The sequence below is a fragment of the Bradyrhizobium sp. genome (genome assembly GCF_049512235.1).
Classification (GTDB): domain Bacteria; phylum Pseudomonadota; class Alphaproteobacteria; order Rhizobiales; family Xanthobacteraceae; genus Bradyrhizobium.
Genome location: NZ_JBEKXH010000044.1, coordinates 1 through 23,421 on the forward strand (window position 1 = coordinate 1; position 23,421 = coordinate 23,421).

22 protein-coding genes are annotated in these 23,421 nt (G+C 63.5%); 8 read left to right on the forward strand and 14 right to left on the reverse strand.

The annotated features are described in order from the left end of the window. The first annotated feature begins 487 nt into the window (after positions 1-487). Both ABSG20_RS06425 and ABSG20_RS06430 read left to right on the forward strand, forming a co-directional pair. Entirely contained in the window at positions 488-2,653 is a 2,166-nt protein-coding gene (locus ABSG20_RS06425) for an anthranilate synthase component I (protein WP_423863664.1), read from the forward strand. Between the two features lie 63 nt (positions 2,654-2,716). Further along, entirely contained in the window at positions 2,717-3,256 is a 540-nt protein-coding gene (locus tag ABSG20_RS06430; protein WP_423863665.1) for an adenine phosphoribosyltransferase, read from the forward strand. A 64-nt stretch (positions 3,257-3,320) separates the two neighbouring features. Here ABSG20_RS06430 and ABSG20_RS06435 read toward each other — a convergent pair whose 3' ends face one another. The 10 genes from ABSG20_RS06435 to ABSG20_RS06480 form a co-directional block, all read right to left on the reverse strand. Continuing rightward, positions 3,321-3,989 carry a hypothetical protein gene (locus ABSG20_RS06435; protein ID WP_423863666.1) on the reverse strand — a complete coding sequence of 223 codons (669 nt, stop codon included), beginning with the start codon at positions 3,987-3,989 and terminating at the stop codon, positions 3,321-3,323. 62 nt (positions 3,990-4,051) lie between these two features. Beyond that, a complete protein-coding gene (locus tag ABSG20_RS06440) occupies positions 4,052-4,801 on the reverse strand; it encodes a P-loop NTPase family protein (RefSeq protein ID WP_423863667.1) in 750 nt (249 codons plus the stop codon). A 271-nt stretch (positions 4,802-5,072) separates the two neighbouring features. After that, a complete protein-coding gene (locus ABSG20_RS06445; RefSeq protein WP_423863668.1) occupies positions 5,073-6,290 on the reverse strand; it encodes a M48 family metallopeptidase in 1,218 nt (405 codons plus the stop codon). A 36-nt stretch (positions 6,291-6,326) separates the two neighbouring features. Further along, complete coding sequence (locus ABSG20_RS06450) at positions 6,327-6,887, reverse strand: LemA family protein (protein ID WP_423863669.1); 561 nt, start codon at positions 6,885-6,887, stop codon at positions 6,327-6,329. A gap of 250 nt (positions 6,888-7,137) precedes the next feature. Next, complete coding sequence (locus ABSG20_RS06455; protein WP_423863670.1) at positions 7,138-8,130, reverse strand: small ribosomal subunit Rsm22 family protein; 993 nt, start codon at positions 8,128-8,130, stop codon at positions 7,138-7,140. A 166-nt stretch (positions 8,131-8,296) separates the two neighbouring features. Next, complete coding sequence (gene smc / locus ABSG20_RS06460; RefSeq protein WP_423863671.1) at positions 8,297-11,761, reverse strand: chromosome segregation protein SMC; 3,465 nt, start codon at positions 11,759-11,761, stop codon at positions 8,297-8,299. Positions 11,762-12,142: 381 nt separating this feature from the next. After that, positions 12,143-12,799, reverse strand: a complete 657-nt coding sequence (locus ABSG20_RS06465) for a DsbA family protein (RefSeq protein WP_423863672.1) — start codon at positions 12,797-12,799, stop codon at positions 12,143-12,145. Positions 12,800-12,914: 115 nt separating this feature from the next. Beyond that, positions 12,915-13,394 (reverse strand): DUF721 domain-containing protein, encoded by a 480-nt coding sequence (locus ABSG20_RS06470; protein ID WP_423863673.1) that lies wholly within the window; start codon positions 13,392-13,394, stop codon positions 12,915-12,917. 37 nt (positions 13,395-13,431) lie between these two features. Then, positions 13,432-13,752 carry a HigA family addiction module antitoxin gene (locus ABSG20_RS06475; RefSeq protein WP_423863674.1) on the reverse strand — a complete coding sequence of 107 codons (321 nt, stop codon included), beginning with the start codon at positions 13,750-13,752 and terminating at the stop codon, positions 13,432-13,434. Next, entirely contained in the window at positions 13,724-14,008 is a 285-nt protein-coding gene (locus ABSG20_RS06480; protein ID WP_423863675.1) for a type II toxin-antitoxin system RelE/ParE family toxin, read from the reverse strand. Before ABSG20_RS06480 ends, ABSG20_RS06475 begins: the two co-directional genes overlap by 29 nt. 126 nt (positions 14,009-14,134) lie before the next feature. Between ABSG20_RS06480 and ABSG20_RS06485 the strand changes: the two genes are divergently transcribed. Next, positions 14,135-15,238 (forward strand): A/G-specific adenine glycosylase, encoded by a 1,104-nt coding sequence (locus ABSG20_RS06485; RefSeq protein WP_423863685.1) that lies wholly within the window; start codon positions 14,135-14,137, stop codon positions 15,236-15,238. 202 nt (positions 15,239-15,440) lie between these two features. Then, complete coding sequence (locus ABSG20_RS06490) at positions 15,441-16,061, forward strand: glutathione S-transferase family protein (RefSeq protein WP_423863676.1); 621 nt, start codon at positions 15,441-15,443, stop codon at positions 16,059-16,061. A gap of 272 nt (positions 16,062-16,333) precedes the next feature. Here the strand turns inward: ABSG20_RS06490 and ABSG20_RS06495 are convergent, their stop codons facing one another. After that, on the reverse strand, positions 16,334-17,020 hold the full coding sequence (locus tag ABSG20_RS06495) for a glutathione S-transferase family protein (protein ID WP_423863677.1): 687 nt from the start codon (positions 17,018-17,020) through the stop codon (positions 16,334-16,336). Positions 17,021-17,300: 280 nt separating this feature from the next. Here ABSG20_RS06495 and ABSG20_RS06500 point away from each other — a divergent pair, with 280 nt between their 5' ends. Both ABSG20_RS06500 and ABSG20_RS06505 read left to right on the forward strand, forming a co-directional pair. After that, a complete protein-coding gene (locus ABSG20_RS06500; protein WP_423863678.1) occupies positions 17,301-17,837 on the forward strand; it encodes a PAS domain-containing protein in 537 nt (178 codons plus the stop codon). After that, positions 17,800-19,152: a methyl-accepting chemotaxis protein gene (locus tag ABSG20_RS06505; protein WP_423863679.1), complete on the forward strand. Its 1,353-nt coding sequence runs from the start codon at positions 17,800-17,802 to the stop codon at positions 19,150-19,152. The genes ABSG20_RS06500 and ABSG20_RS06505 overlap by 38 nt, the downstream gene beginning before the upstream one ends. A gap of 43 nt (positions 19,153-19,195) precedes the next feature. On the opposite strand, the gene ABSG20_RS06510 is transcribed toward ABSG20_RS06505, so the two are convergent. The 3 genes from ABSG20_RS06510 to ABSG20_RS06520 all read right to left on the reverse strand — a co-directional run bounded on the left by ABSG20_RS06510 (position 19,196) and on the right by ABSG20_RS06520 (position 21,992). After that, positions 19,196-19,513 carry a hypothetical protein gene (locus tag ABSG20_RS06510; RefSeq protein WP_423863680.1) on the reverse strand — a complete coding sequence of 106 codons (318 nt, stop codon included), beginning with the start codon at positions 19,511-19,513 and terminating at the stop codon, positions 19,196-19,198. A gap of 842 nt (positions 19,514-20,355) precedes the next feature. Continuing rightward, positions 20,356-20,601 (reverse strand): RHS repeat-associated core domain-containing protein, encoded by a 246-nt coding sequence (locus ABSG20_RS06515; RefSeq protein ID WP_423863681.1) that lies wholly within the window; start codon positions 20,599-20,601, stop codon positions 20,356-20,358. A gap of 257 nt (positions 20,602-20,858) precedes the next feature. Continuing rightward, a complete protein-coding gene (locus ABSG20_RS06520) occupies positions 20,859-21,992 on the reverse strand; it encodes a site-specific DNA-methyltransferase (protein WP_423863682.1) in 1,134 nt (377 codons plus the stop codon). 224 nt (positions 21,993-22,216) lie between these two features. Between ABSG20_RS06520 and ypfJ the strand changes: the two genes are divergently transcribed. Both ypfJ and ABSG20_RS06530 read left to right on the forward strand, forming a co-directional pair. Next, positions 22,217-23,146: a KPN_02809 family neutral zinc metallopeptidase gene (gene ypfJ / locus ABSG20_RS06525; protein WP_423863683.1), complete on the forward strand. Its 930-nt coding sequence runs from the start codon at positions 22,217-22,219 to the stop codon at positions 23,144-23,146. Between the two features lie 76 nt (positions 23,147-23,222). Beyond that, on the forward strand, positions 23,223-23,421 hold a 199-nt coding region (locus ABSG20_RS06530; protein WP_423863684.1), incomplete at its 3' end, for a MogA/MoaB family molybdenum cofactor biosynthesis protein.

Below are 23,421 nucleotides of genomic sequence, written 5' to 3' on the forward strand. Positions count from 1 at the left end.
TTGCGTGCGGGAATGCCGGGTGTTTCCGGTGCCTCGCTGTGAATACTCGTGTGCGTGATGGCCGTTTTCTGCACGCGAGGCTGCGGGTGCCACTGGGCATCCGGCATTCCCCACGCCCTCTGGGGCGGAAGTTTTGCAATAGCTCGGGCGCGTGTCGCGCCGCGAGGGTAAATGCGTTTCTGCAATGGGCGGCTTGAAAATTGATCGCTGTGTCTGCCATCATCTGCGGCGAGATCGGTGGGTGCCGGCTCAAGGCCGGGACGACCGATAAATCCTCGGTTGGCGCCTTGACGAACCCGCCGCGCCATGGTGTTTTGCCTTGCCATGCGCACCGCTCGTCACAAAACCCGTCTCTGGTGGCCCACCTTCTGACGAGGTGGCCGGTGCGATATCTTTTTCACCCATCGTCGAAGGCCGTCATCGCAGTGCGACGGCCTTTCGTTGATCCTGTGTGGCGTTTCCTCGACCAATTTCGTAAGAGGATCCCATGAACAGGACCGTTTTCTCGCTGCCGGCCCAGAGTGAATATCGTACCCGCGGCGGCCTTGAGGTAGCGCGGTCGGTGGAGCAGTTTTCCGGCGGCGCCAGCCGGCTCGACGATCTGATCGACCTGCTCGATCGCCGCCGCGGCGTGGTGCTGTCGTCGGGCACCACGGTGCCCGGCCGCTACGAGAGTTTTGATCTCGGCTTTTCCGATCCGCCGCTGCAGCTGGAAACCACAGGATCCGACTTTTCGTTAACCGCGCTGAACCCGCGCGGCGAGGTGCTGATCGCCTTCCTTGCCGACATGCTGCGCGAGCCCTGCGTCGTCGTCACCGAGAAGAGCGCGGCGCGGCTCAAAGGCCACATCCTGCGCGGCGCGGCGCCGGTCGACGAAGACCAGCGTACCCGCCGCGCCAGCGTGATGTCGCTGGTGCGCGATCTCATCGCGGCTTTCGCCGCCAGTGACGATCCCTTGCTCGGGCTTTTCGGCGCCTTCGCCTACGATCTGGTGTTCCAGATCGAGGACCTCATGCCAAAGCGCGCCCGCGAAGCCGACCAGCGCGACATCGTGCTCTACGTGCCGGACCGCCTATTGGCCTATGACCGCGCCACCGGGCGCGGCGTGGTCTTGAGCTACGACTTTGCCTGGAAGGGCAAATCGTCAGCGGGTCTTTCGCGCGATACCCCCGAAAGCATCTACGCCAAAACACCGCGGCAGGGCTTTTCCGATCATGGGCCCGGCGAATACCAGGCGACGGTCGAGACCGCGCGCGCCGCCTTTGCGCGCGGCGATCTGTTCGAGGCGGTGCCGGGCCAGCTGTTCGCCGAACCTTGCGAGCGCTCGCCGGCCGAGGTTTTTCAACGGCTGTGCCGGATCAATCCCTCGCCCTATGGTGCGCTGATGAATCTCGGTGACGGCGAATTCCTGGTGTCGGCCTCGCCGGAGATGTTCGTGCGCTCCGACGGCCGGCGGGTCGAGACCTGCCCGATCTCGGGGACGATCGCGCGCGGCGTCGATGCCATCGGCGACGCCGAGCAGATCCGGCAATTGCTGAATTCCGAAAAGGACGAATTCGAACTCAACATGTGCACCGACGTCGACCGCAACGACAAGGCGCGGGTCTGCGTGCCCGGCACCATCAAGGTGCTGGCGCGGCGCCAGATCGAGACCTATTCAAAACTGTTTCACACCGTCGATCATGTCGAAGGCATGCTGCGGCCGGGCTTCGACTCGCTCGATGCCTTTCTCACCCATGCCTGGGCGGTGACGGTGACCGGCGCGCCGAAATTATGGGCGATGCAGTTCGTCGAGGATCACGAGCGTTCATCGCGGCGCTGGTATGCCGGCGCCATCGGCGCGGTGAATTTCGACGGCAGCATCAACACCGGGCTGACCATCCGCACCATCCGGATGAAGGACGGCCTGGCCGAAGTGCGGGTCGGCGCCACCTGTCTGTTTGATTCCGATCCCGCCGCCGAGGACAGGGAATGCCAGGTCAAGGCGGCGGCGCTGTTTCAGGCGCTGCGCGGCGATCCGCCAAAACCGCTGTCGGCGTTCGCGCCGGATGCCACCGGCTCCGGCAAACAGGTGCTGCTGATCGATCATGACGACAGTTTTGTCCATATGCTGGCGGATTACTTCCGCCAGGTCGGCGCCACCGTGACCGTGGTCAGGCACGTTCATGCCCTTGACATGCTGCGGCAGAACAAATGGGATCTGTTGGTGCTGTCGCCGGGTCCGGGCCGGCCGGAAGATTTTGCCATGGCCAAAACCATTAGCGCGGCGCTGGACCGGAAGCTTGCGGTGTTCGGCGTTTGCCTCGGGATGCAGGCGATCGGTGAATATTTCGGCGGACAGTTGGGACAGCTCGGAAAACCTTCGCATGGCCGGCCGTCGCGCATCAAGGTGCGAGGCGGGCGGCTGATGCGGAACCTGCCCGATGAAATCGTGATCGGCCGCTATCATTCGCTCTATGTCGAGCGCGACAGCATGCCCGAGGTGCTCAGCGTGACCGCGAGCACCGAGGACGGTGTCGCGATGGCGCTCGAGCACAGGACCTTGCCGGTCGGCGGCGTCCAGTTCCACCCGGAATCGCTGATGTCGCTCGGCGGCGAGGTCGGCCTGCGCATCGTCGAAAATGCGTTCAGGCTGGGCGAGCCGGTCAATTGAGGGGACGCGTCATTGCGAGCTCCTCGCAATGACGAAGAGGAAGAGTTGGGAAAGTAAAGACACATGACTTTTGACAATGACCTGAAGGCCACCGTGCGCACCATCCCGGATTATCCGAAGCCGGGAATCCTGTTTCGCGACATCACCACGCTGCTCGGCGACGCGCGCGCGTTCCGCCGCGCGGTCGACGAACTGGTGCATCCATGGGCGGGCAACAAGATCGACAAGGTCGCCGGCATCGAAGCGCGCGGCTTCATTCTCGGCGGCGCGGTGGCCCATCAGGTTTCCGCCGGCTTCGTGCCGATCCGCAAGCGCGGCAAGCTGCCGCACACTACCGTGCGCATCGCCTATTCGCTGGAATACGGTCTCGACGAGATGGAAATGCACGCCGACGCCATCCGCCCCGGCGAGCGCGTGATCCTGGTCGACGACCTCATCGCCACCGGCGGCACCGCGGAGGGTGCGGTCAAGCTGATGCGCCAGATCGGCGCCGACGTGGTCGCGGCCTGCTTCATCATCGATCTGCCCGACCTCGGCGGCGCGGCGAAACTGCGGGCGATGGACGTGCCGGTGCGCACGCTGATGGCGTTCGAGGGACATTAGAACGTTCTACGTTGCCTCAGGTGCGGCGCTGATTCCGCGCGCTGAACCTGAAGTTGCGGGGGCCTCACGACCCCTGCAGGATCAAACTCAGCTCGAGCTCGCGAAAGCTGACGTAGTTGCTGCGGATCCATTGCGAGAGTTCGGTCGATTGATCCTTCTCGTTGCGCAGATAGCTGGTGAACGAGAACGTCTCGCGGTCGATATAGGTCTTCAGGAACACCGGCAGTGCGCCGATCCGAAGCATCCTGTCGCCGGCGAAGGCCGCGGGCATTTCGCCGCGCAGCACGTATTCATTGTTGATGGTCACCCGCGCGGTTGCGGGAATCTGCTGCTTCAGCATGGCATGGCCGCGCATCGAGACGCGATCGCTGTCGGCAACGAAGAGGATGACGGGAGATACGCCGCGCCGCGCCGCCTCCTTGAGAAATCCGATTTCCTCCGACATCTTGAAGAACTCGTCAAAGGCGTGAAAGCCGAGATCGATCACCTTGGCAATACCGTCGTTGACGATGATGCGGTCCATCAGCGCCATTTTTCCGTAGGTATTGTCGATCTCGGCCGTCTCGGTAATCCGGGGCAGGTAATCCAGCAGCGACGGTTCCTTCAGATTGATGTCGAACGCTGCGACCGTGCCGTTTTTCAGGAGCAGGAATTCGCTCAGCAGGCGCGCGACCAGGGTCCTGCCGACCAGCGGACGGGGTGAGCAGGTGATGAAGATAGGCGTGGTGGGCATCACGCGCTATGTCAGGCGAATTGGTTGCCTGGACCAGCCCAATGATATTTGTGTTGCAATGATCATTCCCCGCCGCTGTCCGATTTGCCGGTGCCGACGAGATCGGTCAGCTTGATGCGGTCGAACTCGCTCCAGACGTTGACCAGCCAATGGCGGACATAGCCGCGCAGTACGAACGAATAGTTCGCAGCCTCGTCGTTGAAACGCTTGTTGGCGACGAATTTGAGGAACGGTACCGAGGCGACTTCGACCTGCTCGTAAGCCATTTCATTGAGTTTCGGAATGGTGAGCTCGGTGGCGTCCTTGATGCGGTGAAAATAGGAGTTATAAGTCGCCTGATCCCATTCGAAGAAGCTGGTGTTGTTGATGAAGTTCTTCACCAGGAAATATTTTGCGCCTTGCATGAAACCTGCGGTCTCGGCAATTTCGTCCAGCGAGGCGATCGACGGTCCGAGAATGTGAAACACGGCAAAGGTGATCTGTCCGGACTTCGCGGCGTCGAGAAAACCGATATCGCGCAATGAGGCCAGCGCCGGCGACAACAGGCCGGCGCGAACGTCGATCACGGTGACGGAGGGGCTGACCGCGTTCAGCGTATCGAAGATCTTCATCTGGTCCGCGGCCGTCGTCATGTCGACGATTTCGGTGATGTCCGGATGAAAGCGCCTCAGCGTGCCACGTGGCGATTCGGTATCGAAGGCGCGGGTTGGCACATTGTTGGCGCTGAAATAATCCAGCAAGGTGCGCGAGACCGTGGTCTTGCCGACCCCGCCCTTGTCAGCGCCTACGACAATAACGACTGGCTTCGCCATGACTTCCCTTAAACCTTATTTTCGAATACGACCTGATCCTAGAACCAACGAGGCCGTCTGTATCCGGAAAAACCGTATCGTTTCCAGATCATCTCCTCGAAGTTCCAGTCGGCCTGGGTGATCCGAGGCGATTCCTTGCCTGCCTTGGGCGCGAACATGGCAGAAACAAGGGAGAATTCAATTCATTAGAATGCTGTTAAGGCTATTCTACGGACTTCCTTAACGGTGCCGGGGGCGAGGAGCGTAACCCGCGCCGGGCCTGGCAAGCCCCCTAATGGGGCCCCCACGGGCCAGCGGGTCTGGCCCAGGGGCCCGAGCGGCTTGGCACGGCGCCCGACGCGCCGGCTGGATCCGGCGTTTGGCCCCATGGACCGGACGGTAATGCTGGCGGGACAGGACCGGTTGCCGCCGGCTGCGCCTGATTGCCGGGGTCCATGGCCGTATCCGACCGCAGAGCCAGCGGTCCGGGATCGTGCCCGCCGGCGAATTCTACCAGCGCCTGGACCCGGGCCTGCACCGAGGGGTGGGTCGCAAACAGGTCGGCAAAGCCCTCGCGCGGATTGTCGACGCACAATTCCATCACCGCCGAGGTCGCGCCGGGAAGCTCGCCGCGGTTCTCGATCTTGCGCAGCGCGGAGATCATGGCGTCGGGATTCTTCGTCAACTCGACCGATCCGGCATCGGCCAGCAACTCGCGGGACCGCGACAGCGCCAGCCGCACCAGCTGCGACAACAGCCATGCCAGCGCGATCAGCGCCACCGCGATGACGATGACGATGGCCGCAGCGCCGCCGGAGCCTTTTCGGTCGCTGCTGGAAGAAGACGATGACGAGGACGACGACGACCACGACGATCCGCCGCCGTAGCCCCGGCCGTAACCCCAGCCAAAATTGGTAAAACTGCGGAAGAACAACTCGGCGAAGAAGCCGACCGCGCCGGCGATGATCACCGCGACCACCATCATCTGGACGTCGCCGTTGCGGATGTGGGTGAGCTCGTGGCCGAGCACGGCCTCGATCTCCTGATCGTTGAGCGCGCGCAACAGGCCCGTGGTGACGGTAACGGAATATTGCCGCCGGTTGAGCCCGGTGGCGAACGCGTTCAGCGCGTCGCTGTCGATGATCTTCAGTTTCGGCATCGCGATGCCGCGCGAGATGCAGAGATTTTCCAGCAGATTATAGAGCCTGGGCTGCTGCTTCCGCGTTACGTCTTCGCCGCCGGTGACGGCGTCGATGATCGATTGATGGAAGAAATAGGCGATCACGATCCACAGCGCCGCCGCACCCGTCGCATAGGGCAACGCCGGGATCAGGTCGTGCAGCGCCGCCGCCAGATAATAGTCGACCGGCGCGCCGCTGGTGGACAAGGCTTCCACCAGCAGCGCGCCGGCATAGACCATGACATAGATAAGAACGAACAGCCCGGCGAGCAGCAGCATCGAACGGAATTTGTTCGATGCAATATGCGTGTAAAGCCCGTAGGCGGCCATGATGCCTGGGTTCCGTCGATGTCGGGGGCCGTGGCTTTAGAACTTCACCATCGGCACCGCCTCGACTTCGGCCCTGTTGGCGCCGAGGTCGAAGAAATCCTTGCGCGCGAAGCCGAACATGCCGGCAAACAATGCCGCGGGCATCTGCTGGATGCCGGTGTTGTATTCCTGTACCGCGTTGTTGAAGAACCGGCGGCTGGCGGCAATCTTGTTCTCCAGGTCGGACAACTCGTTCGCCAGTTGCTGGAAATTCGCATTGGCCTTGAGGTCCGGATAGGCCTCCGACAGCGCGATCAGCCTGCCGAGCGCGCCGCTCAGCTGGTTTTCGGCGGTGGCGACCTGTCCCGGTCCCCGCGCCGACATCGCCGCGTTGCGGGCCTTCACCACGTCGTCGAGCGTGCCGCGCTCGTGCGCGGCATAGCCTTTCACGGTTTCCAAAAGATTCGGGATCAGATCGTGGCGCTGCCTGAGCTGGACGTCGATGTCGGCGAAAGCCTGGCCGACACGCTGACCGAGCGCGACCAGACGGTTATAGGCGCCGAACGCAAACAGAACGAGGACTACGATAACGCCTAGAACGATCCAGCCCGATGACATGGCAAGCAACTCCCGATTCGACGACCGGCGCGCAGCCCAGATCAATGGCGGGCACGCGCGCCAGCAGCCCCTATATGGGGCCGCCTGCCTAGGTCGCTACGGGAGCTCAGTAAGTTCAACAGCCTGCGCGGCTACACGCCGCAGTTTCGCAAAAGCTGGATATCGCCCCCCTGGCTTCGAGGCAACTGGGTGCCACCCGGCCAAGGGACGTACGCCGCAGCCGATCGTCGGGGACACTCTCAGGTGGTCGTTATTCCGCGCGCGCTTCGCCGAGCTCGAACATGGCATCGCCCCAGTCGATTTTCCTGAAGCGCTGATACGCGGTCTTCTGTCGCCTGGGGACGACCGCGTTGACGATCCCCCGGTCCGCGCACATTTTTGCCGATATCGCGACCTTGGTGACGACAGGCTGCATCAGCACCCGGACCGGATGTTGCGCGACCGGGCGGCGCGTCAGCGCGACATAGCTGAACTTCTCATCCTCGAAAGGAACTTCGGCGCCCTTGACCTGAAGATGCCCGCGCGAACGCGGCAGGCGCTGGCCGAAATGACACCAATCGGGCGCCCGCAGCGGACACGGCTTGTCATGCGGGCAGGGGGCCGCGACATGCGCGCCCGACGCGACCAGTTGCTCTCGCAGTGCAAGGATCCGGCGATAGCCTGCAGGCGTGCCGGGTTCGACCACCACCAGCGTGTCGCGGGCTCTTGTCCACAACAGGTCGGCGAGCGCGATCCGTTCCGTGCCGCCGAGTTCGCCGATCATGTAGCTCGCCACGACGAGATCGGCAGCCCCGGCATCGGCCAGCGCGGCGCGGGCGTCGCCGCGTTGGTATTTCAAAACGCGCAGGCGCGTGCTGTGGCGGGCCAGCTCCAGCGCCAGCGTGCGCAAGGCGCTGTTGGCATCGATCAAATGGAAGGTTTGCAGCGACGAAAAGGCTTCCGCCGCCGCCCAGCCTGCCGTTCCCGGCCCGGCGCCGACATCGAGCAGGCTTTGCGGCGCAAAGCCGGGAGTGACTTCGCGCAACGCGTTCAGGCTGGCGGTTAGCGCGGCATAGGTCGCAGGCATCCGCGCCAGCGCGTAGGCGAGCGCATCTTTCTCGCAGGCAATGACGCCGGAGCCGCCGCCAGCGCGATAGGTCTGCGAGATCAACGCGGCGCGCCCGGCGGCCTCGTTGCGCGACACCCCCTGCAGCTTGGCGTCGAGCGCGGCCTTCAGTTCGGCTGGAAGGTCGGGAGCGGTCATGTGTGTCGTCGCGCCCCGCGAAAGCAGGGCATCCGGCTCCGTGACGGCACAGCGCCATCGACGGCATGGCATGGATCATCCGCTGTCGCGGATGATGACGTCAACAGTTGAGATTTCCAGGTTCGGCGCGATGCGCCGTCCCGGAATGACGACAACACAAGAAGCCTCACGCCACGTTCTGGTCGAGAATCTTCACCGCGCTTTCGAGATCGACCGAGACCAGCTGCGAGACGCCGCGTTCGGCCATGGTGACGCCGAACAGCCGGTTCATCCGCGCCATCGTGATCGGATTGTGCGTAATGATGATGAACCGCGTTTCGGTGGTTGCGGTCATTTCGTGCAGCAGGGTGCAGAATCGCTCGACATTGTGATCGTCGAGCGGGGCGTCGACTTCGTCCAGCACGCAGATCGGCGACGGGTTGGTGAGGAACACCGCGAAAATCAGCGCCAGTGCGGTCAGCGCCTGCTCGCCGCCGGACAGCAGCGACAGCGTCTGCGGCTTCTTGCCGGGCGGTTTTGCGATGATTTCCAATCCGGCTTCGAGCGGATCATCGCTTTCGATCAGATGCAGCGCGGCCTCGCCGCCGCCGAACAATTCCACGAACAGCCGCTTGAAGTGGCCGTTGACGGTCTCAAACGACACCAACAGCCGCTCGCGCGCCTCGCGGTTGAGGCTCTGGATACCCTGGCGCAACCGTTTGATGGCTTCCACCAGATCGTCGCGTTCGGCGGTGAGGGACGTATGCTGGGCGTCGACCTCGCGCAGTTCTTCCTCGGCGCGCAGATTGACCGCACCGAGCCGCTCGCGGTCGCGGCGCAGCTTTTCGAGATTGTCCTCGATCTCGGTGAGCTGCGGCAATTCGGCGCCGGGCTCGATCTCGGCGAGCCCCGCCACCGCCCGCGGCTCGACCTCCAGCATGTCGTGGATTTCGCGCGCGATGTCGGCGAGGCGTCGTTTCGCACCATCCACGCGCTCTTCGGCGCGCGCGGTAGCCTCGCGGGCGCTCGACAGCGCCTCCAGCGAAATCTTGGCGGAGCGATCGGTCTCCGTCATCAGGTTCTCGGCCGAGGCCAGCGCATCGGCGGCCATGCGGCGGCCGTTTTCGGCCGCTTCGATCTCGCCGATCAGCGCCCGGCGCTTGTCCGCGAACGCGGCCGGTGCGTCATCGAGTTCGGCACGCTCCGCGGTGACCTCGGTGATGCGCGCTTCGATAGTCTGGATTTGCGAGGTCGCGCTGGCTTTACGGGCGTGCCAGTCGTTGCGCTCGGCCAGAATAGCCTGCAGCCGGCGGTCCGCCAGCTCGGCCTCGCGCGCCAGTGCCTGCGCTTCGGCGCGAACCTGCGCCGCCAGCCGGCGATGGTGGTCGATGTCGATGCGCACGGCGGCGAGACGCGTTTCGGTATCGAGGCTCGTCGGCAATTCGGCCAGCGCCGCACTGGCGCTCTCTTGCGCGCCCTCGGCCTCGGCGCGGTCGGCGGCGAGCCGGCTGTGAGCTTCCGAGAGCGCTGATTTCCGCGCGGCGTGGCGATTGATCTCGCGCTCGGTACCGGCATGACGGTCGCGCGCGGCATCGGCCTCGCGCTGCGCGGCCCGCCACGCCTCGCGCGCGGCGGCCTCGGCCGACGATGCGGCCCTCAGTTCGGCCTCGGCGGTTTCCAGCGCCTGGCGCTTGCCGGCGGCATCGCCGCGGGCCTGCTCGAGCTCGTTTTCGATATCGACCAGCCGCGCCCGTTCGGCGAGCCGCCGCGCCGCGCCGCTCGGCGCATGGGCGGCGGCGACGAACCCATCCCAGCGCCAGACATCGCCTTGCGGCGACACCAGCCGCTGGCCGGTCTTCAGCTGCGAGACCAGTTCGGCGCCGCGCTCACGGGCAACGACACCGATCTGCGCCAGGCGGCGCGCCAACTCGGCAGGCGCATCGACGTGAGCGGCGAGCGCGTCGACGCCCTCGGGCAAGGCCGGGTCGCCCTCGCTGACGCCGACATTGGTCCAGCGCATCGGCGCCGATGGGTCGACCGGGGCATCCAGATCGTCGCCCAGCGCGGCGCCGAGAGCTTTTTCGTAGCCCTTGGCGACGGTGATACCGTCGATGATCGGCGGCCACAGATTCTTGGTCTCGCCATTGACGAGTTTCGCGATCGTGCGCGCTTCGGTCTCGAGCCGCTGCACGCGCTTGTCGGCCTCGCCGAGCGGCGCGCGGGCCGCCTCCAGCCTCGCGCGCGCGGCGACATGGCCGGCTTCGCTTCCCTGCGCGGCCGCCTCGGATTGCGCAAGGCTCTGCTGCGCGGCCTCCATGGCTTCAGCGAGCGCTGCGAGGTCGCCGAAACCTTCGGTCTCCTGCGCCAGCTTCTGCTGTTCGCTCTCGACATTGGCGATGGCCTGATCGAGCCGGGCCAGCCGATCGTGATGGCTCTTCACGCTTCCGTCGAGCTGCTTGCGCCGCGCGGTGAGGTCGGCCAGAACGGTGGTCAGCTCCGAAAACAACCGTTCGGTTGCGGCCAGCCTCGCCTCAGCCTCGGACACAAGGCCATCGACGCCACTGCGCTTTTCGACGCGCGACATGATCTCTTGCTTCAGCTCCGCGTCTTCAGCATCGAGCCGCTGCAGCGCGACCTCGGCGTCGGAGCCCTGCCGCTGTTCGCGGGCGATATCCGCGGAAAACTGCGTCAGCCGGCGGTCGAGCTCGGCGACGCGCTCTTTGGCGCGCTCTTCCTCGCGGTCGAGCGTTTCGCGTGCATTGGTGAGCCGCTGCAGGCCGGCCGCGGCGCGGGCCTCGGCCTCGCGCAGCGCCGGCAGTTCGGCGGCGCGCACCGCCTGGATCCGGACAGCCTCGGCCTGTTCACGGGTGCGCTCGGCCATGTCGCGGACGCTGAGGTCGTGGGTATGGGCGGCTTCCGCCACGTCGGCGTTGGCCTCGAGCCAGCGCAGGTGAAACAGCAGGGCCTCGGCCTTGCGCACCTTGGCTGCGACTTCGCGGTAGCGGATCGCCTGCCGCGCCTGTTTCTTCAGGGCTTCGACCTGTCCCGCCAGCTGTCCGATCACGTCCTCGACGCGGATGAGGTTGGTTTCGGCGGCCTTGAGGCGTAATTCAGCTTCGTGACGGCGGGCATGCAGGCCGGCGACGCCGGCGGCATCCTCCAGCACCCGGCGGCGCTGGTCTGGTTTGGCCTGGATGATCTCGCCGATCTTGCCCTGGTGCACCAGCGCCGGCGAACGCGCACCGGTAGCGGCGTCGGCGAACAGGATCTGGACGTCTCGGGCGCGCACGTCGCGGCCGTTGATCCGGTAGACCGAGCCGGCGTCGCGCTCGATCCGGCGCGAGATTTCCAGCGTCTCCTTGTCGTTGACGGCCGCCGGCGCGGTGCGATCGGAATTGTCGATCGTCATCACGACCTCGGCGTGGTTGCGCGACGGACGATTGCCGGAACCGGCAAAGATCACCGCATCCATGTCGGCGGCGCGCAACGATTTGTGCGAGGTCTCGCCCATCGCCCAGCGCAATGCCTCGACCAGGTTCGATTTGCCGCAGCCGTTCGGCCCGACCACGCCGGTGAGGCCCGGTTGGACCATGAAGTCCGTGGGCTCGACGAACGACTTGAAACCGTGGAGGCGAAGGCGCGTCAGTTTCATGGACACCATTCTCAGTTGGCCGGGCGCGAATCTCCCCGTCGCGACAATACCATGGAAGGCAATGTCGGTGTGGGGGCTTGAGTCGCTGCGGCGGCTCACGGGGCCGGGACAATGGCGAGGCTGGCGCCTGAGAGCAACCGCCGGCCGGGGCTTTTCCCAAGGCTTTTGCAGGGGTTATGGGGCTGTATCAGCCCTTCCGCAGCAACTTGAGCCGCTTGTCGAATTCCTCGAACGAAAGCTCGCCCGCGATCATCCTGCCATTGATGAAAAAGTTCCGGCTCATCCTTAACCTGATCCGACCCCGCCTGAAACTGATCTTCAGGGCAAAGGGACTTTCGGACTTGCGCGACGAGGCGTCGATAACCGCTCGCGCAAAACCGCTCAGCTTTTCATCAGCGCCTTGATCCGCTTGTCGAATTCCTCGAACGAGGTCTCGCCCTTGATCTTCTCGCCATTGATGAAGAACGTCGGCGTCGAATCGACCTTCAGAACCTCGCTGGCGTACTTCTGGTCGGCGGCGATCTTGTCGAGCAGCGCCTGGTCTTTCAGGCAATCCTCCACCGCCTGCTGGCTCAGCCCGGCCTGCTTGCCGATCCGGGCCAGCGTTTCCGTGGTGTTCTTCGTCACCCAGTCGCCTTGCTGCTTGAACAGCATGTCGACCACCGCAAAATATTTCCCGGCATCGCCCTTGGCGATGCAGCGCGCCAGCATCGAGCCGGCCGCAGCCTTGATGTCGAGTGGGAACTCGCGGAAAATGTAGCGGATCTTGCCGGTGTCGATATATTCCGACTTGATCTTCGGAAACACACTTGCATCGAAGGCCGCGCAATGCGGGCAGGTCATCGACGCATATTCGGTGATCGTCACCGCGGCATTGGCGGGGCCGAGCGCCATGTCCGGCAGCGATACCGGCTTGGCCACATCGGACGCGCTTTGCGCCATCGCCTCCGCGATCAGACGCAACGGCGAGAAGCCAACGAGCATGGCAAGCCCGGTCAGCGACAGGGCGGCGGTGAAGGCGCGACGGGTAATGATCAACGGTTGGCTCCCGGATTGGCGCATTCACGCCTATGAAGAACTCAAGGACCAGTTCGCTAGCTTGAAACGGCAATTGTGGCAATGGCGAGCGCGATTTCCGAACCAATCGGCCGGCTCAATTTCGCTTGATGCTGGCGCCGAGCCGCGCCAGCGCGGCCCGCAGCTCCTCGTCCTGCACCGAGGACAGGGTTTCAGCGACTTTCGCCACCGATGCCGCATCCGGTGCGCGTGAGGCCGCCGGTGGTTTGCGGCGCGACAGCGGAGCCTGCCGCAGCGCCAGCCGTCCGACCGCGCTCCAGCCGAAAAAGCGGTTGACGCGCTGCAGGATGACATCGGAGGCGTGCTGGATTTCCAGCGCCATTGGTCCCTCCACCCGCAATACCAGCGTGGCCGCTTCCTGGGTCTGCCCCTCGACCGGGCGCGGCCACTGGATTTTCAGGGGCTCGGAATGATCTGCTATTTCTGGGCCGGCAATGTCCGCCCAGCGCGTCACCAGCTCGCGCGCGGCAAAACCCTGCTTGGCATAGGCATCGGAAAACACGTCGCTGAGCAGGACGGAAAGCGGTTTGGCGCTGATCGGTCGCGGTTTTGTCATGCGGCCTTATAGCACCGGCTGCATGGCGGCAACACGTTCATGCGGCGTGCGGCCTGATCATTTTGAGGTCGCGGTCGATCTTGCGCCGCCGCTGCATTAAGTCGTAATCCATCTGAAGTCCCAGAAAGAATCCTTCAGACAGGCCGAAATAGCGGGCAAGCCGCAGATCGGTGTCGGCGGTAAAATCCCGTTTGCCAAGCACGATCTCGTTGATACGTCGCGGCGCGACGTGAACCGCGCGCGCCAGCGCATTCTGGCTGAGGCCCATCGGCTTCAGGAATTCCTCGAGCAGGATTTCGCCGGGATGCGGATTTGAGAGGTGCCCGCTTCTAGACGTGGTAGTCGACGATTTCGACACGTGACGGTCCTCCCTCATTCCAAACGAAGCATATGCGCCATTGATCGTTGATCCGGATCGAATGCTGTCCCTGACGATCAGCTCTCAGCGCTTCAAGGCGATTGCCGGGCGGCACGCGAAGATCGCCCAATACCCGCGCTTGATTCAGAAGACGCAGTTTTCGCAGCGCGACATTCTGGATATCTGACGGTAATTTTCGGCTCCGGCGGCCGGACCAGATCATTTCCGTCTCGGCATCAGCGAAGTCTTGGATCATCGTCGACTATAACGCAACGCGTTATAGTCTTGCAATCCCCCAGATCTGACATGTTTTTTGCTGACGCGGTTCGCTGGTCACGTCCCGAATCTGGTCCTAGAATGAGACGTGGCTACATCCTCAGCGATCAGGAAAGGCAAGGAGTCCATCGCCAACGACGGCGCCGGACGCGCCGCGCTGCTGCTTGAATGGTACGGTCGCCATCGCCGGTTGCTGCCATGGCGACCGCTATCGGGCACGGCCGCCGATCCCTATCGGGTCTGGCTGTCCGAAATCATGCTGCAGCAGACCGGCGTCAGGACGGTGGGACCCTATTTCGAAAAATTCGTCACGCGATGGCCCGATGTCGGTGCGCTCGCGCGTGCGTCGCTCGACGACGTGCTGCGGATGTGGGCCGGGCTCGGCTACTATTCGCGGGCGCGCAATCTGCACATCTGCGCGGTTGCGGTAATGCGCGATCACGGCGGCGCGTTCCCTGAGACTGAACAAGCCTTGCGGGCGCTGCCTGGGATCGGGCCCTACACTGCGGCCGCGATCTTAGCGATTGCATTCGGCCGCCATACCATGCCGGTCGACGGCAATATCGAGCGCGTGGTGGCCCGGCTGTTCGCCGTCGAGGCAACGCTGCCAAAAGCCAAGCCGCTGATTCAAGAGCTGGCGGCAACGCTGCTCGGCGTAACCCGCACTGGCGACGCGAAGTCGCGCGCCGGCGATAGCGCGCAGGCGCTGATGGACCTGGGTTCCTCGATCTGCACCCCGAAGAAACCGGCATGCGCGCTGTGCCCGCTGAACGACGGCTGCGCGGCGCGCGCGCGCGGCGATCAGGAGACTTTTCCGCGCAAGGCGCCGAAAAAAACCGGGACGCTGCGCCGAGGTGCCGCATTCGTCGTCAGGCGCGGCGATTGGCTGCTGGTCCGCAGCCGCCCCGAAAAGGGCCTGCTTGGCGGCATGACCGAAGTGCCGGGCTCAAAATGGCTGGCGGGGCAGGACGACAGGACGGCGTTGAAGCAGGCGCCCATGTTGAAGGGCATCGCGCGCTGGCATCGCAAAGCGGGCGTCGTGACCCATGTCTTCACGCATTTTCCGCTCGAGCTCGTGGTTTACACCGCCAAAGCTCCCGCGCGCGCGGCCGCGCCGGAGGGGATGCGCTGGGTGCCGATTGCGACGCTGCAACACGAAGCGCTGCCCAACCTCATGCGCAAGGTGATTGCGCACGGGCTGGGAACATAGATTTACCTCGCGCTGGAAAGTCTGCCCGGCGCGGGTACGATCGGCGGGTTGCTCGTGATAGGCCCCTGCTTCCTCGGGCGCGTGATGGCATGTGCGGCGGCAACTGGCCACCGCGAAAGCCCGGCCATCGCCGGCCGGTGCCTTCAGGGATGGACGGCCGGGAAGCGTGCCGTTAAGCTTCGCTGTTCCCATGAGGACTGAAATGCTCAAGCTCTATTACGCCCCCGGCACCTGCGCCCTCGCTTCGCATATCGCATTGCAAGAAGCGGGCGCCACCTACACGATCGAGCGGATCGATTTCAAAATCAACCAGCAGAATAGCCCGGAATATCTCGCCATCAATCCGAAGGGGCGCGTGCCGGCGCTGGTGACCGATCGCGGCATCCTGACCGAGACGCCGGCGATGCTGGCCTTCATCGCGCAGGGTTTTCCGCAGGCGAAGCTGGCACCGCTGCACGATCCCTTTGAATTCGCGCAGGCGCAGGCCTTCAACAGCTATCTGTGCTCGACCGTGCATGTGGCGCATGCCCACCGCGTACGCGGCTATCGCTGGGCGACCGACGAAGCTTCGTTCGCCGATATGAAGCGCAAGGTGCCGCAGACGGTCGGTGCCGGATTTGCCCTGATCGAACGCGGCATGCTCAGGGGGCCGTGGGTGCTGGGCGAGACCTACACGATCTGCGATCCCTATCTGTTTACGCTGGCGCAATGGCTCGAGGGTGATGGCGTCGATCTTTCGACCCTGCCGAGGGTGATGGGTCACCGCGCGCGCATGGCGGAGCGGCCGGCGGTCCGCAAAGCCCTCGCAGAGGAACTCAATTGAAAGCTGCCTGGCCATGGTCCAGCGTTTCCGAAGTTCTGATCATATCAGCATCCTCCCGGCCCTCATCCTGAGGCGCATCGCGCCAAGCGATGCGTCGCGAAGGATGGCCACGAAAGATGGCCGTGCAAGCTGCCATCCTTCGAGACGCAAGCCTTCGCCCTCCGCGGCGAAGGCTTGCTCCTCAGGATGAGGACCGAGAGCCTGAAACGATTGGCTTCATGGAATCGATCTACTAGACGGTGCGCCTTACGTCGCGATTCTGTGCGCGGACCTTACGCCGCCTTGGTCTTGAGATGGCGGAACATGATGTGGCGCGCCTCGTCGTCCATTTCCGCCTTGAAGACGAACTTGTCCTTCAGCGCGTTGGCCCGCGCTGCGGCCGGCCTTGCCGAGATTTCATCGACCAGCCTTTTCACGTTGGTAAATCTGGCATAGACATCCTCGCCGAGCACGAATGGCGCCATGCGTGCCCAGCCCCAGAACGCCATATCCACGATGGTGTAGGTATCACCCACCATAAAGTGGCTCTTGGCGAGGTGATCGTTGAGAATGCCGTAGTGTCGCTCGGCTTCGAACTGGTAGCGGTTGCGCGCATAGTCCAGCTCTTTAGGCGCGAAGTGCTTGAAATGCACCGCCTGTCCCGAATAGGGGCCAAGACCGGTTGCGATGAACATCAGCCAGGACAGCAATTGCGCGCGGTTGAAGGGGGTATTGGCGGGCAGGAATTTGCCGGTTTTCTCGGCCAGATAAAGCAGGATCGCGTTGGAGTCGAACACGAACACCCCGTCATCGTCGATCGCCGGCACCTTGCCGTTGGGATTGACCTTGAGGAATTCGGGCTTGAACTGGTCCCCCTTGCGGGTATCGACCGGCACGAGCTCGTAAGGCAGGCCGGACTCTTCCAGATAGAGCGCGACTTTGGTGGGGTTGGGCGCTCCGTTGAAGTAAAATTTCAGCATCGGGGTCTCCGTGGATGTGATGGCAAAAATCGCAAATGCGTCGCGGACTGCGCGGATTTACTTGCGTCGGTTCCGCACCCAGCGCAACCGAAGACTTCGTGAGCCGGCCGCGCGCCAAAGCTGTGCCGGCGCGGCAATGTCGTCGCCTTTGAGGGCATAAATCACGGCACGGAGGGCTTTATTGCGTTGAACCGTCAAATCTTAAGGCAATATTCAGCCTGACTCTCAATGGTTGCCGATGCGCACATTCAGGGGTTGGATGCGGCATCGGAAACCGGCCATGGCCAAGCACATCACGCCCAGCGGCCGCGAGCGTTTCTTTCTCGCCTCCGAATTGATCGTCTCCAAGACCGATCTCAGGGGGCGCGTGACCTATGCCAACCGCCTGTTCTGCACCATCGCGGGCTATCGCGAGGCCGAATTGATCGGTCAGCCGCACAGCCTGATCCGGCATCCCGACATGCCGCGCAGCGTCTTCCGTCTGTTGTGGGACACCATCGAGGATCGCCGCGAGATTTTTGCCTTCGTCAAGAACATGGCGAGCAACGGCGATCACTATTGGGTCTTTGCCCATGTGACGCCGTCCTTCGACGGCAAGGGCGAGATGATCGGCTACCACTCCAACCGCCGCCTGCCCGATCGCGCGATGCTCGAAGCCAAGATCATGCCGCTCTATGCCGAAGTGCTGAAAATCGAGCGCGCGCACAGCAACGGCAAAGCGGCGGTCGACGCCGGATACAAGGCCCTGACCGATTTCGTCGCCTCGCAGAAAGTCAGTTATGAAGAGCTCATATTTTCTCTCCAACGCGCTGCCTAGCATCGCGGTCTCGATGTTGGCATCGCTCGGCGCATCGGTCCTGCATTTATCGGGTTACCCGGCCACGGCGGTGGCGCTGCAGGCGATCGCGATCGCCGGCTCGGCGCTCGCGATGCTCTGGATCGTCAAGACCGCGCGCCTGGTCCGGCAGGCGGAACAGGTTTGCAAACGGATCGTCGCAGGCGATTTCGAAGCGCGCATACTGTCGATTCCGCAGCATGACTGCATGACGGAACTGCTCGGTCTCATCAATGACATGATCGATGGCTGCGATGCCTTCGTGCGCGAGGCGACCGCGGCGATGGATGCGGTGCATCGCAACAAATATTTCCGCCGCATCCTGCCGGGCGGGCTGCACGGTGCCCTGTTGCAGGGCGCCGACACCATCAACAATGCGACTGCCAGCATCGAGCAACGCGTGCGGCGGTTCGAACGGCAGACGACCGAATTGGAGGGCAGCGTGGTTTCGATCGTTTCCGCGCTCGACCACGGCGCGGCGGAAATGAGCGGAACGGCGGGAAATCTCCGGGTCGGGGCCTCCTCGACGCGCGAAAGCATTAGCTTCCTCGCCACGGCCTCCGATCAGGCGGCTTCCAACGTCCAGTTGGTCGCGGCGGCGACGGCGGAGCTGTCCTCGAATGCCGGCGCCGTGGGCGCCGATGTGCAGCGATCCTCGGAGATCGCCGGACGCGCCGTCGAGCGCGTCGGCGAGGCCGCGGGCAGCGTCGAGGTTTTGAAGGACGTCGCTGCGCGCATCAACGAGGTCGTCAAGTCGATCAACGCGATCGCCAGCCAGACCAACCTGCTGGCGCTGAACGCGACGATCGAGGCCGCGCGCGCCGGCGAGGCCGGGCGCGGCTTTGCGGTGGTGGCCCATGAGGTCAAGGCGCTGGCGACCCAGACGGCGAACTTCACCGCGGAAATCGAGGCCCAGGTCGGGCAGGTCCAATCGGCCGCCGATCGCGTCGGCGATTCGATCACCGAAATCGGTGCTGTGATCGCGGAAGTCAACGACATTACCGGCAAGGTCGCCGCGGCATCGCAAGACCAGTCGATGGCGACGGCCGAAATCGCGCGCAACACCGATGATGCGTTCCGCGTGGTGGGCGAAATCGCGGCGAAGATTCAGGCGCTGGCGCAGACCGCCGCCGATACCGAGCAGCTGGCAACTTCGACGATGACCGCATCCGGCGACCTGTCGTCGCAATCCGGCCTGCTGGCCAAGGAATTCAGGACCTATCTGGATCACGCCAGGGAAAATCTGGTGGATCAGGCGGGAGGCGGCGCGGCAAAGCGGGCCGTGCGGGTGGGCTGATCGAGACCAGGCCCGCAACAAATATTGGCCTGCAGTTCGTTGGTCAGCCGCGGAACAGGATGCCGAATAGTCCGGCGATTACCAGTCCGGTGCCGCTCACACCCGTGACGGTCGCGAAACGAATTGCCGAATGCAAATTGGATGCATGAATGGTCCGCTCCGATCGAGGCGCATAACCGCGAACGATGATCTCCTGATTGAACTCGCTTTTCGCGGCCAACCCGTCGCCCAGGCCAACGCAAATCATCAGTATTCCGAGAATGACGAGGCCGGCGAACCCCAGCAAAGCGAACAGCAACATCGGAAACATGCCGAGAAGAAAGATCGGCAGCAATGGTAGCAGCAGCCACATCTCAGACATTCTTCGCATCGGACGATCAATCCGGACGGCGCGCAACGGCCTGATCTTAGCTCCTGGTTGCGCAGGGAATCAAGATCAAGGTTGGTCGGGCTCGATTGAATAGGCCGACGAAACAATTAGCGTTCGCGGAGTTAATCAGTTTGTCATCCGGCCGACCGGAGGCCGCACCCGTTGGCTCAGGCCATCTTACGATCGGACAATGATAGGTTTCGCGAAGAACTCAACCCATCCCGCGGGCCGATGTCCCGTGATTTGCCCGACGCATCAAATGATCTTGGCCGCGACGCGCGCTGATGTCCGCGCGGAGGCGTTGCAAAAACCGCTGGGCGTATCAGGGCCGGTAGCGAGAATCCCTGTTTTTTCGGTCAGGCACGGACGGACTTTCGCCCGACCCCCGCGTCGCTCATGCCACTGCAATCAATCACATTTTTGCGTTATTGGCGCAGCATTGGCTGCGCTTGATTGTATTTCTATTGTATTACAATCCAAGATTGTAGTCCCGAAGAATTCAGGATGAGGTTGAACGACGCAATCGGTGTGGTTCAATCTAGCACAGCGTTTCTTTGATGCGACTTATGACAAGTCGATATCGTAGGCTGGGTTGAGCTCTTCGCGAAACCCACCACTTCCGCCGCTGCGATGGGTTTCGTGACCAGTTCGGACAGGCGTCCGATCTGGTCACTCTACCCATCCTACGACTGATCAGTTTCATCGAATCGGTCGTGCGGGCAGCTGTGACTTATCCACCATCGCCAGCTGGAAAGATCCCGAGTCCGATGAAGCGTCCGACGAACTGTCTGGTGCATATCCCAACGGACCCACCAGATTGACAGGATCGTTTCCTACATAGGCATAGAGGTTAATCCGCCCGCAATCCGAATCGGATCGACTTGCAAAAACCGCCCCAGCACCGGCGAATAGATACGCGCGCGGAAATCATAAAGCCCGTTGGTCTCGGCGTCGATCTGCGCGCCGGTGTAGCGGAAGGTGCCGGCGGTGGTGCCGCTCTCGCCGTAGGGCTGGTACCCCGCCTTGGTCAGCGCGCCCGAGAAGGTGAGGTTGCCGTTGGCATTGTAGGTCGGCGTCAACTGGCCGATCGCGGTATATTGATCGAGGTTGTTGGCGGTGTAATGATGGGTTTCGCGAAGAGCTCAACCCATCCTACGAGCTGCTTTGACGCGCTTGGGCACCACGCCCTCGGTCAGCTTCGGGAATCGACGGCGTTTGTTCTGATCGCCGCCGCCGGCTCGACGTTTGGCGGGCTCCGCGGCGGGCTATGTTCGGCTATCTGGAATAGTCCTGTTTCCCCGGGGATCAAGGCGAGCGGGCGGCATCAGCCAAGATCTCAGCCCGCCGCCATTCCGGAACGAATCTCGGCGCGCAGTTCGTCGATCAGCCGCAGGCCTTTCTTGGTCTCGATGTGCCAGAAGGTCCAGCCGTTGCAGGCGCCTGAGCCCTGCGCCACCGCGCCGATGCGGTGGATCGAGCCGACCTTGCCGCCGAGCATGATGGCGCCGTCGGCGCGCACCAGGGCGCCGTGGCGCTTTTTGGCATCGACCAGCCTGGTGCCGGGCACAATCATGCCGCGCTCGATCAGTTCGGCGAAGGCGATGCGCGGCGCCTCGCGCGCGGTCATGAACGGCGCGAACGTGGCTTCCGGCAGCGGTTCGACGGCGGCGATGCGCACTTGCGCCGCGGCCGCGTAGGCCGGGTCGCGTTCGAAGCCGACGTAGCGGCGGCCGAGGCGTTTTGCCACAGCCCCGGTGGTGCCGGTGCCGTTGAACGGATCGAGCACGAGGTCGCCGGGCTTCGATGACGACAGCAGCACCCGCGCCAGCAGGCCTTCGGGCTTCTGGGTCGGATGCACCTTCTTGCCGTCGGCACCCTTGAGGCGTTCGTCGCCGGTGCACAGCGGGATCAGCCAGTCGGAGCGCGCCTGCACGTCCTCGTTGGCGGCCTTCAGCGCCTCGTAGTTGAAGGTATAGCCCTTGGCCTTCTCGTCGCGCGCGGCCCAGATCATGGTTTCGTGCGCATTGGTAAAGCGGCGGCCGCGGAAGTTCGGCATCGGATTGGCCTTGCGCCAGACGATGTCGTTGAGGACCCAGAAGCCGAGGTCCTGCATGATCGCGCCGACGCGGAAAATATTGTGGTAGGAACCGATCACCCACAGCGTCGCCGACGGTTTCATGACGCGGCGGCAGGCCAGGAGCCAGGCGCGGGTGAAATCGTCATAGGCGGCAAAGGACGAAAACTTGTCCCAGTCGTTGTTGACGGCATCGACGTGGGATTCGTCGGGGCGTTTCAGGTCGCCCTTGAGCTGCAGATTGTAGGGCGGATCGGCGAACACCAGATCGACCGAACCGGCCGCTAATTTCGACATCCCGGCGACGCAATCGCCTACGACGATACGGCTGTCCGATACCGACTCAAATTTAGTGCGGGGCGCCTTTGCAGGCGCCCCGCGACGCGACACAACCATGACTCAAATACTCTGACTCAGGCGACGCTGTCGGCGACGCGGGACTAAACAACCGACTGGCCATACATTGCCGCGGCAAAGTAAAAATCGACTTAACCGGGCAATTCTTTCTGGCTAGGCAATTTTTGCCGGCAGGGTTATTGATTAATGCAATGGAAATTTTACGCCTGTGCCGCGTTAAGCCCTGGGCTTCGCCGGCAGGCCGCAGTTTAGGAAAAACCGCCATGCGTTATGATGACTTCCGCCGCAGCGACGATATCGATGACCGTCGCGATGACAGTGGCGGTGGGGGCGGCGGCGGCATTGGACTGCCGATCGGCGGCGGCGGCCTCGGCATCGGCACCCTCATCGTGCTCGGCCTGGTCGGATGGGCGTTCGGCATCGATCCGCGCGTCCTGATCGGCGGCGCGGAAATTCTCAAGGGCGGCGGCCAGGCGCCGAGCTATCAAAGCGATCGCCGGCAGGGATCGGCCAAGACCGGCGCGCCGACCGACGAGATGGGCAGCATGATCTCCGGCATCCTGGGCGAGATCGACGACCGCTGGAGTGAAGTGTTCAAGGCCAGCGGGCAAACCTACACCGGGCCGCGCATCGTGCTGTTCCGCAACGCCACCAATGGCGGCCGCTGCGGCATGGCGCAGGCGGCGATGGGGCCGTTCTACTGCCCGCCGGAAAAAGAGATCTTCCTCGATACCGGATTCTTCCGCGAGATCGAAACCCGGTTTCATGGCTGCTCGGGCAATGCCTGCAAGTTCACCGCGGCCTACATCATCGCCCATGAAGCCGGGCATCATGTCCAGAACCTGCTCGGCATCCTGCCGCGGGTGACGCGGCTGCAGCAGCAGGCCGGCAGCAAGGCCGAATCCAACGCGCTGCAGGTCAAGGTCGAGTTGCAGGCGGATTGCCTGTCGGGGGTCTGGACCAACCTGGAGGAGAAGAAGCGGCCGGGCTTCCTGGAAGCCGGCGATATCGACGCGGCGCTGACGACGGCGTCCGCGATCGGCGACGACACCTTGCAGCGGCAAGCCACCGGGCGCGTGGTGCCGGACTCGTTCACCCACGGCAGCGCCGCGCAGCGCAAGCATTGGTTCATGACCGGCTATCAGCAGGGCACGATACAGGCCTGCAACACGTTCGCGGCGGGAGCGTTGTAATCATCGGCGTCAATTCATGATGTTCCGGATCAGTCCGCCGCGCGGCCTGTCTTGGAATGACAGATGAGAGTTCAAAATGTCTGCTGTCGACGAAGCGAAACGATTCATTCCGCTCAACATCGCGGTGCTGACGATTTCCGACACCCGCTCGCTCGCCGATGACAGATCCGGCACCACGCTGGTGGATCGGCTGACCGCGGCCGGTCACGCGCTCGCCGCGCGGGAAATCGTTGCCGACGACGTCGAGGCGATCGGCGCCATCGTCAGGAAATGGA

What these genes read in the sequence shown, in the direction of transcription:
- ABSG20_RS06450 (WP_423863669.1), bottom strand. Translation starts at nt 6,887, where the DNA reads ATGTCATCGGGCTGGATCGTTCTAGGCGTTATCGTAGTCCTCGTTCTG.
- ABSG20_RS06470 (WP_423863673.1), bottom strand. Translation starts at nt 13,394, where the DNA reads ATGACAAAACCGCGACCGATCAGCGCCAAACCGCTTTCCGTCCTGCTC.
- ABSG20_RS06440 (WP_423863667.1), bottom strand. Translation starts at nt 4,801, where the DNA reads ATGGCGAAGCCAGTCGTTATTGTCGTAGGCGCTGACAAGGGCGGGGTC.
- ABSG20_RS06445 (WP_423863668.1), bottom strand. Translation starts at nt 6,290, where the DNA reads ATGGCCGCCTACGGGCTTTACACGCATATTGCATCGAACAAATTCCGT.
- ABSG20_RS06435 (WP_423863666.1), bottom strand. Translation starts at nt 3,989, where the DNA reads ATGCCCACCACGCCTATCTTCATCACCTGCTCACCCCGTCCGCTGGTC.
- ypfJ (WP_423863683.1), top strand. Translation starts at nt 22,217, where the DNA reads ATGCGTTATGATGACTTCCGCCGCAGCGACGATATCGATGACCGTCGC.
- ABSG20_RS06430 (WP_423863665.1), top strand. Translation starts at nt 2,717, where the DNA reads ATGACTTTTGACAATGACCTGAAGGCCACCGTGCGCACCATCCCGGAT.
- ABSG20_RS06505 (WP_423863679.1), top strand. Translation starts at nt 17,800, where the DNA reads ATGAAGAGCTCATATTTTCTCTCCAACGCGCTGCCTAGCATCGCGGTC.
- ABSG20_RS06495 (WP_423863677.1), bottom strand. Translation starts at nt 17,020, where the DNA reads ATGCTGAAATTTTACTTCAACGGAGCGCCCAACCCCACCAAAGTCGCG.
- ABSG20_RS06500 (WP_423863678.1), top strand. Translation starts at nt 17,301, where the DNA reads ATGGCCAAGCACATCACGCCCAGCGGCCGCGAGCGTTTCTTTCTCGCC.
- ABSG20_RS06510 (WP_423863680.1), bottom strand. Translation starts at nt 19,513, where the DNA reads ATGTCTGAGATGTGGCTGCTGCTACCATTGCTGCCGATCTTTCTTCTC.
- ABSG20_RS06520 (WP_423863682.1), bottom strand. Translation starts at nt 21,992, where the DNA reads ATGGTTGTGTCGCGTCGCGGGGCGCCTGCAAAGGCGCCCCGCACTAAA.
- ABSG20_RS06455 (WP_423863670.1), bottom strand. Translation starts at nt 8,130, where the DNA reads ATGACCGCTCCCGACCTTCCAGCCGAACTGAAGGCCGCGCTCGACGCC.
- smc (WP_423863671.1), bottom strand. Translation starts at nt 11,761, where the DNA reads ATGAAACTGACGCGCCTTCGCCTCCACGGTTTCAAGTCGTTCGTCGAG.
- ABSG20_RS06490 (WP_423863676.1), top strand. Translation starts at nt 15,441, where the DNA reads ATGCTCAAGCTCTATTACGCCCCCGGCACCTGCGCCCTCGCTTCGCAT.
- ABSG20_RS06480 (WP_423863675.1), bottom strand. Translation starts at nt 14,008, where the DNA reads ATGATCCAAGACTTCGCTGATGCCGAGACGGAAATGATCTGGTCCGGC.
- ABSG20_RS06425 (WP_423863664.1), top strand. Translation starts at nt 488, where the DNA reads ATGAACAGGACCGTTTTCTCGCTGCCGGCCCAGAGTGAATATCGTACC.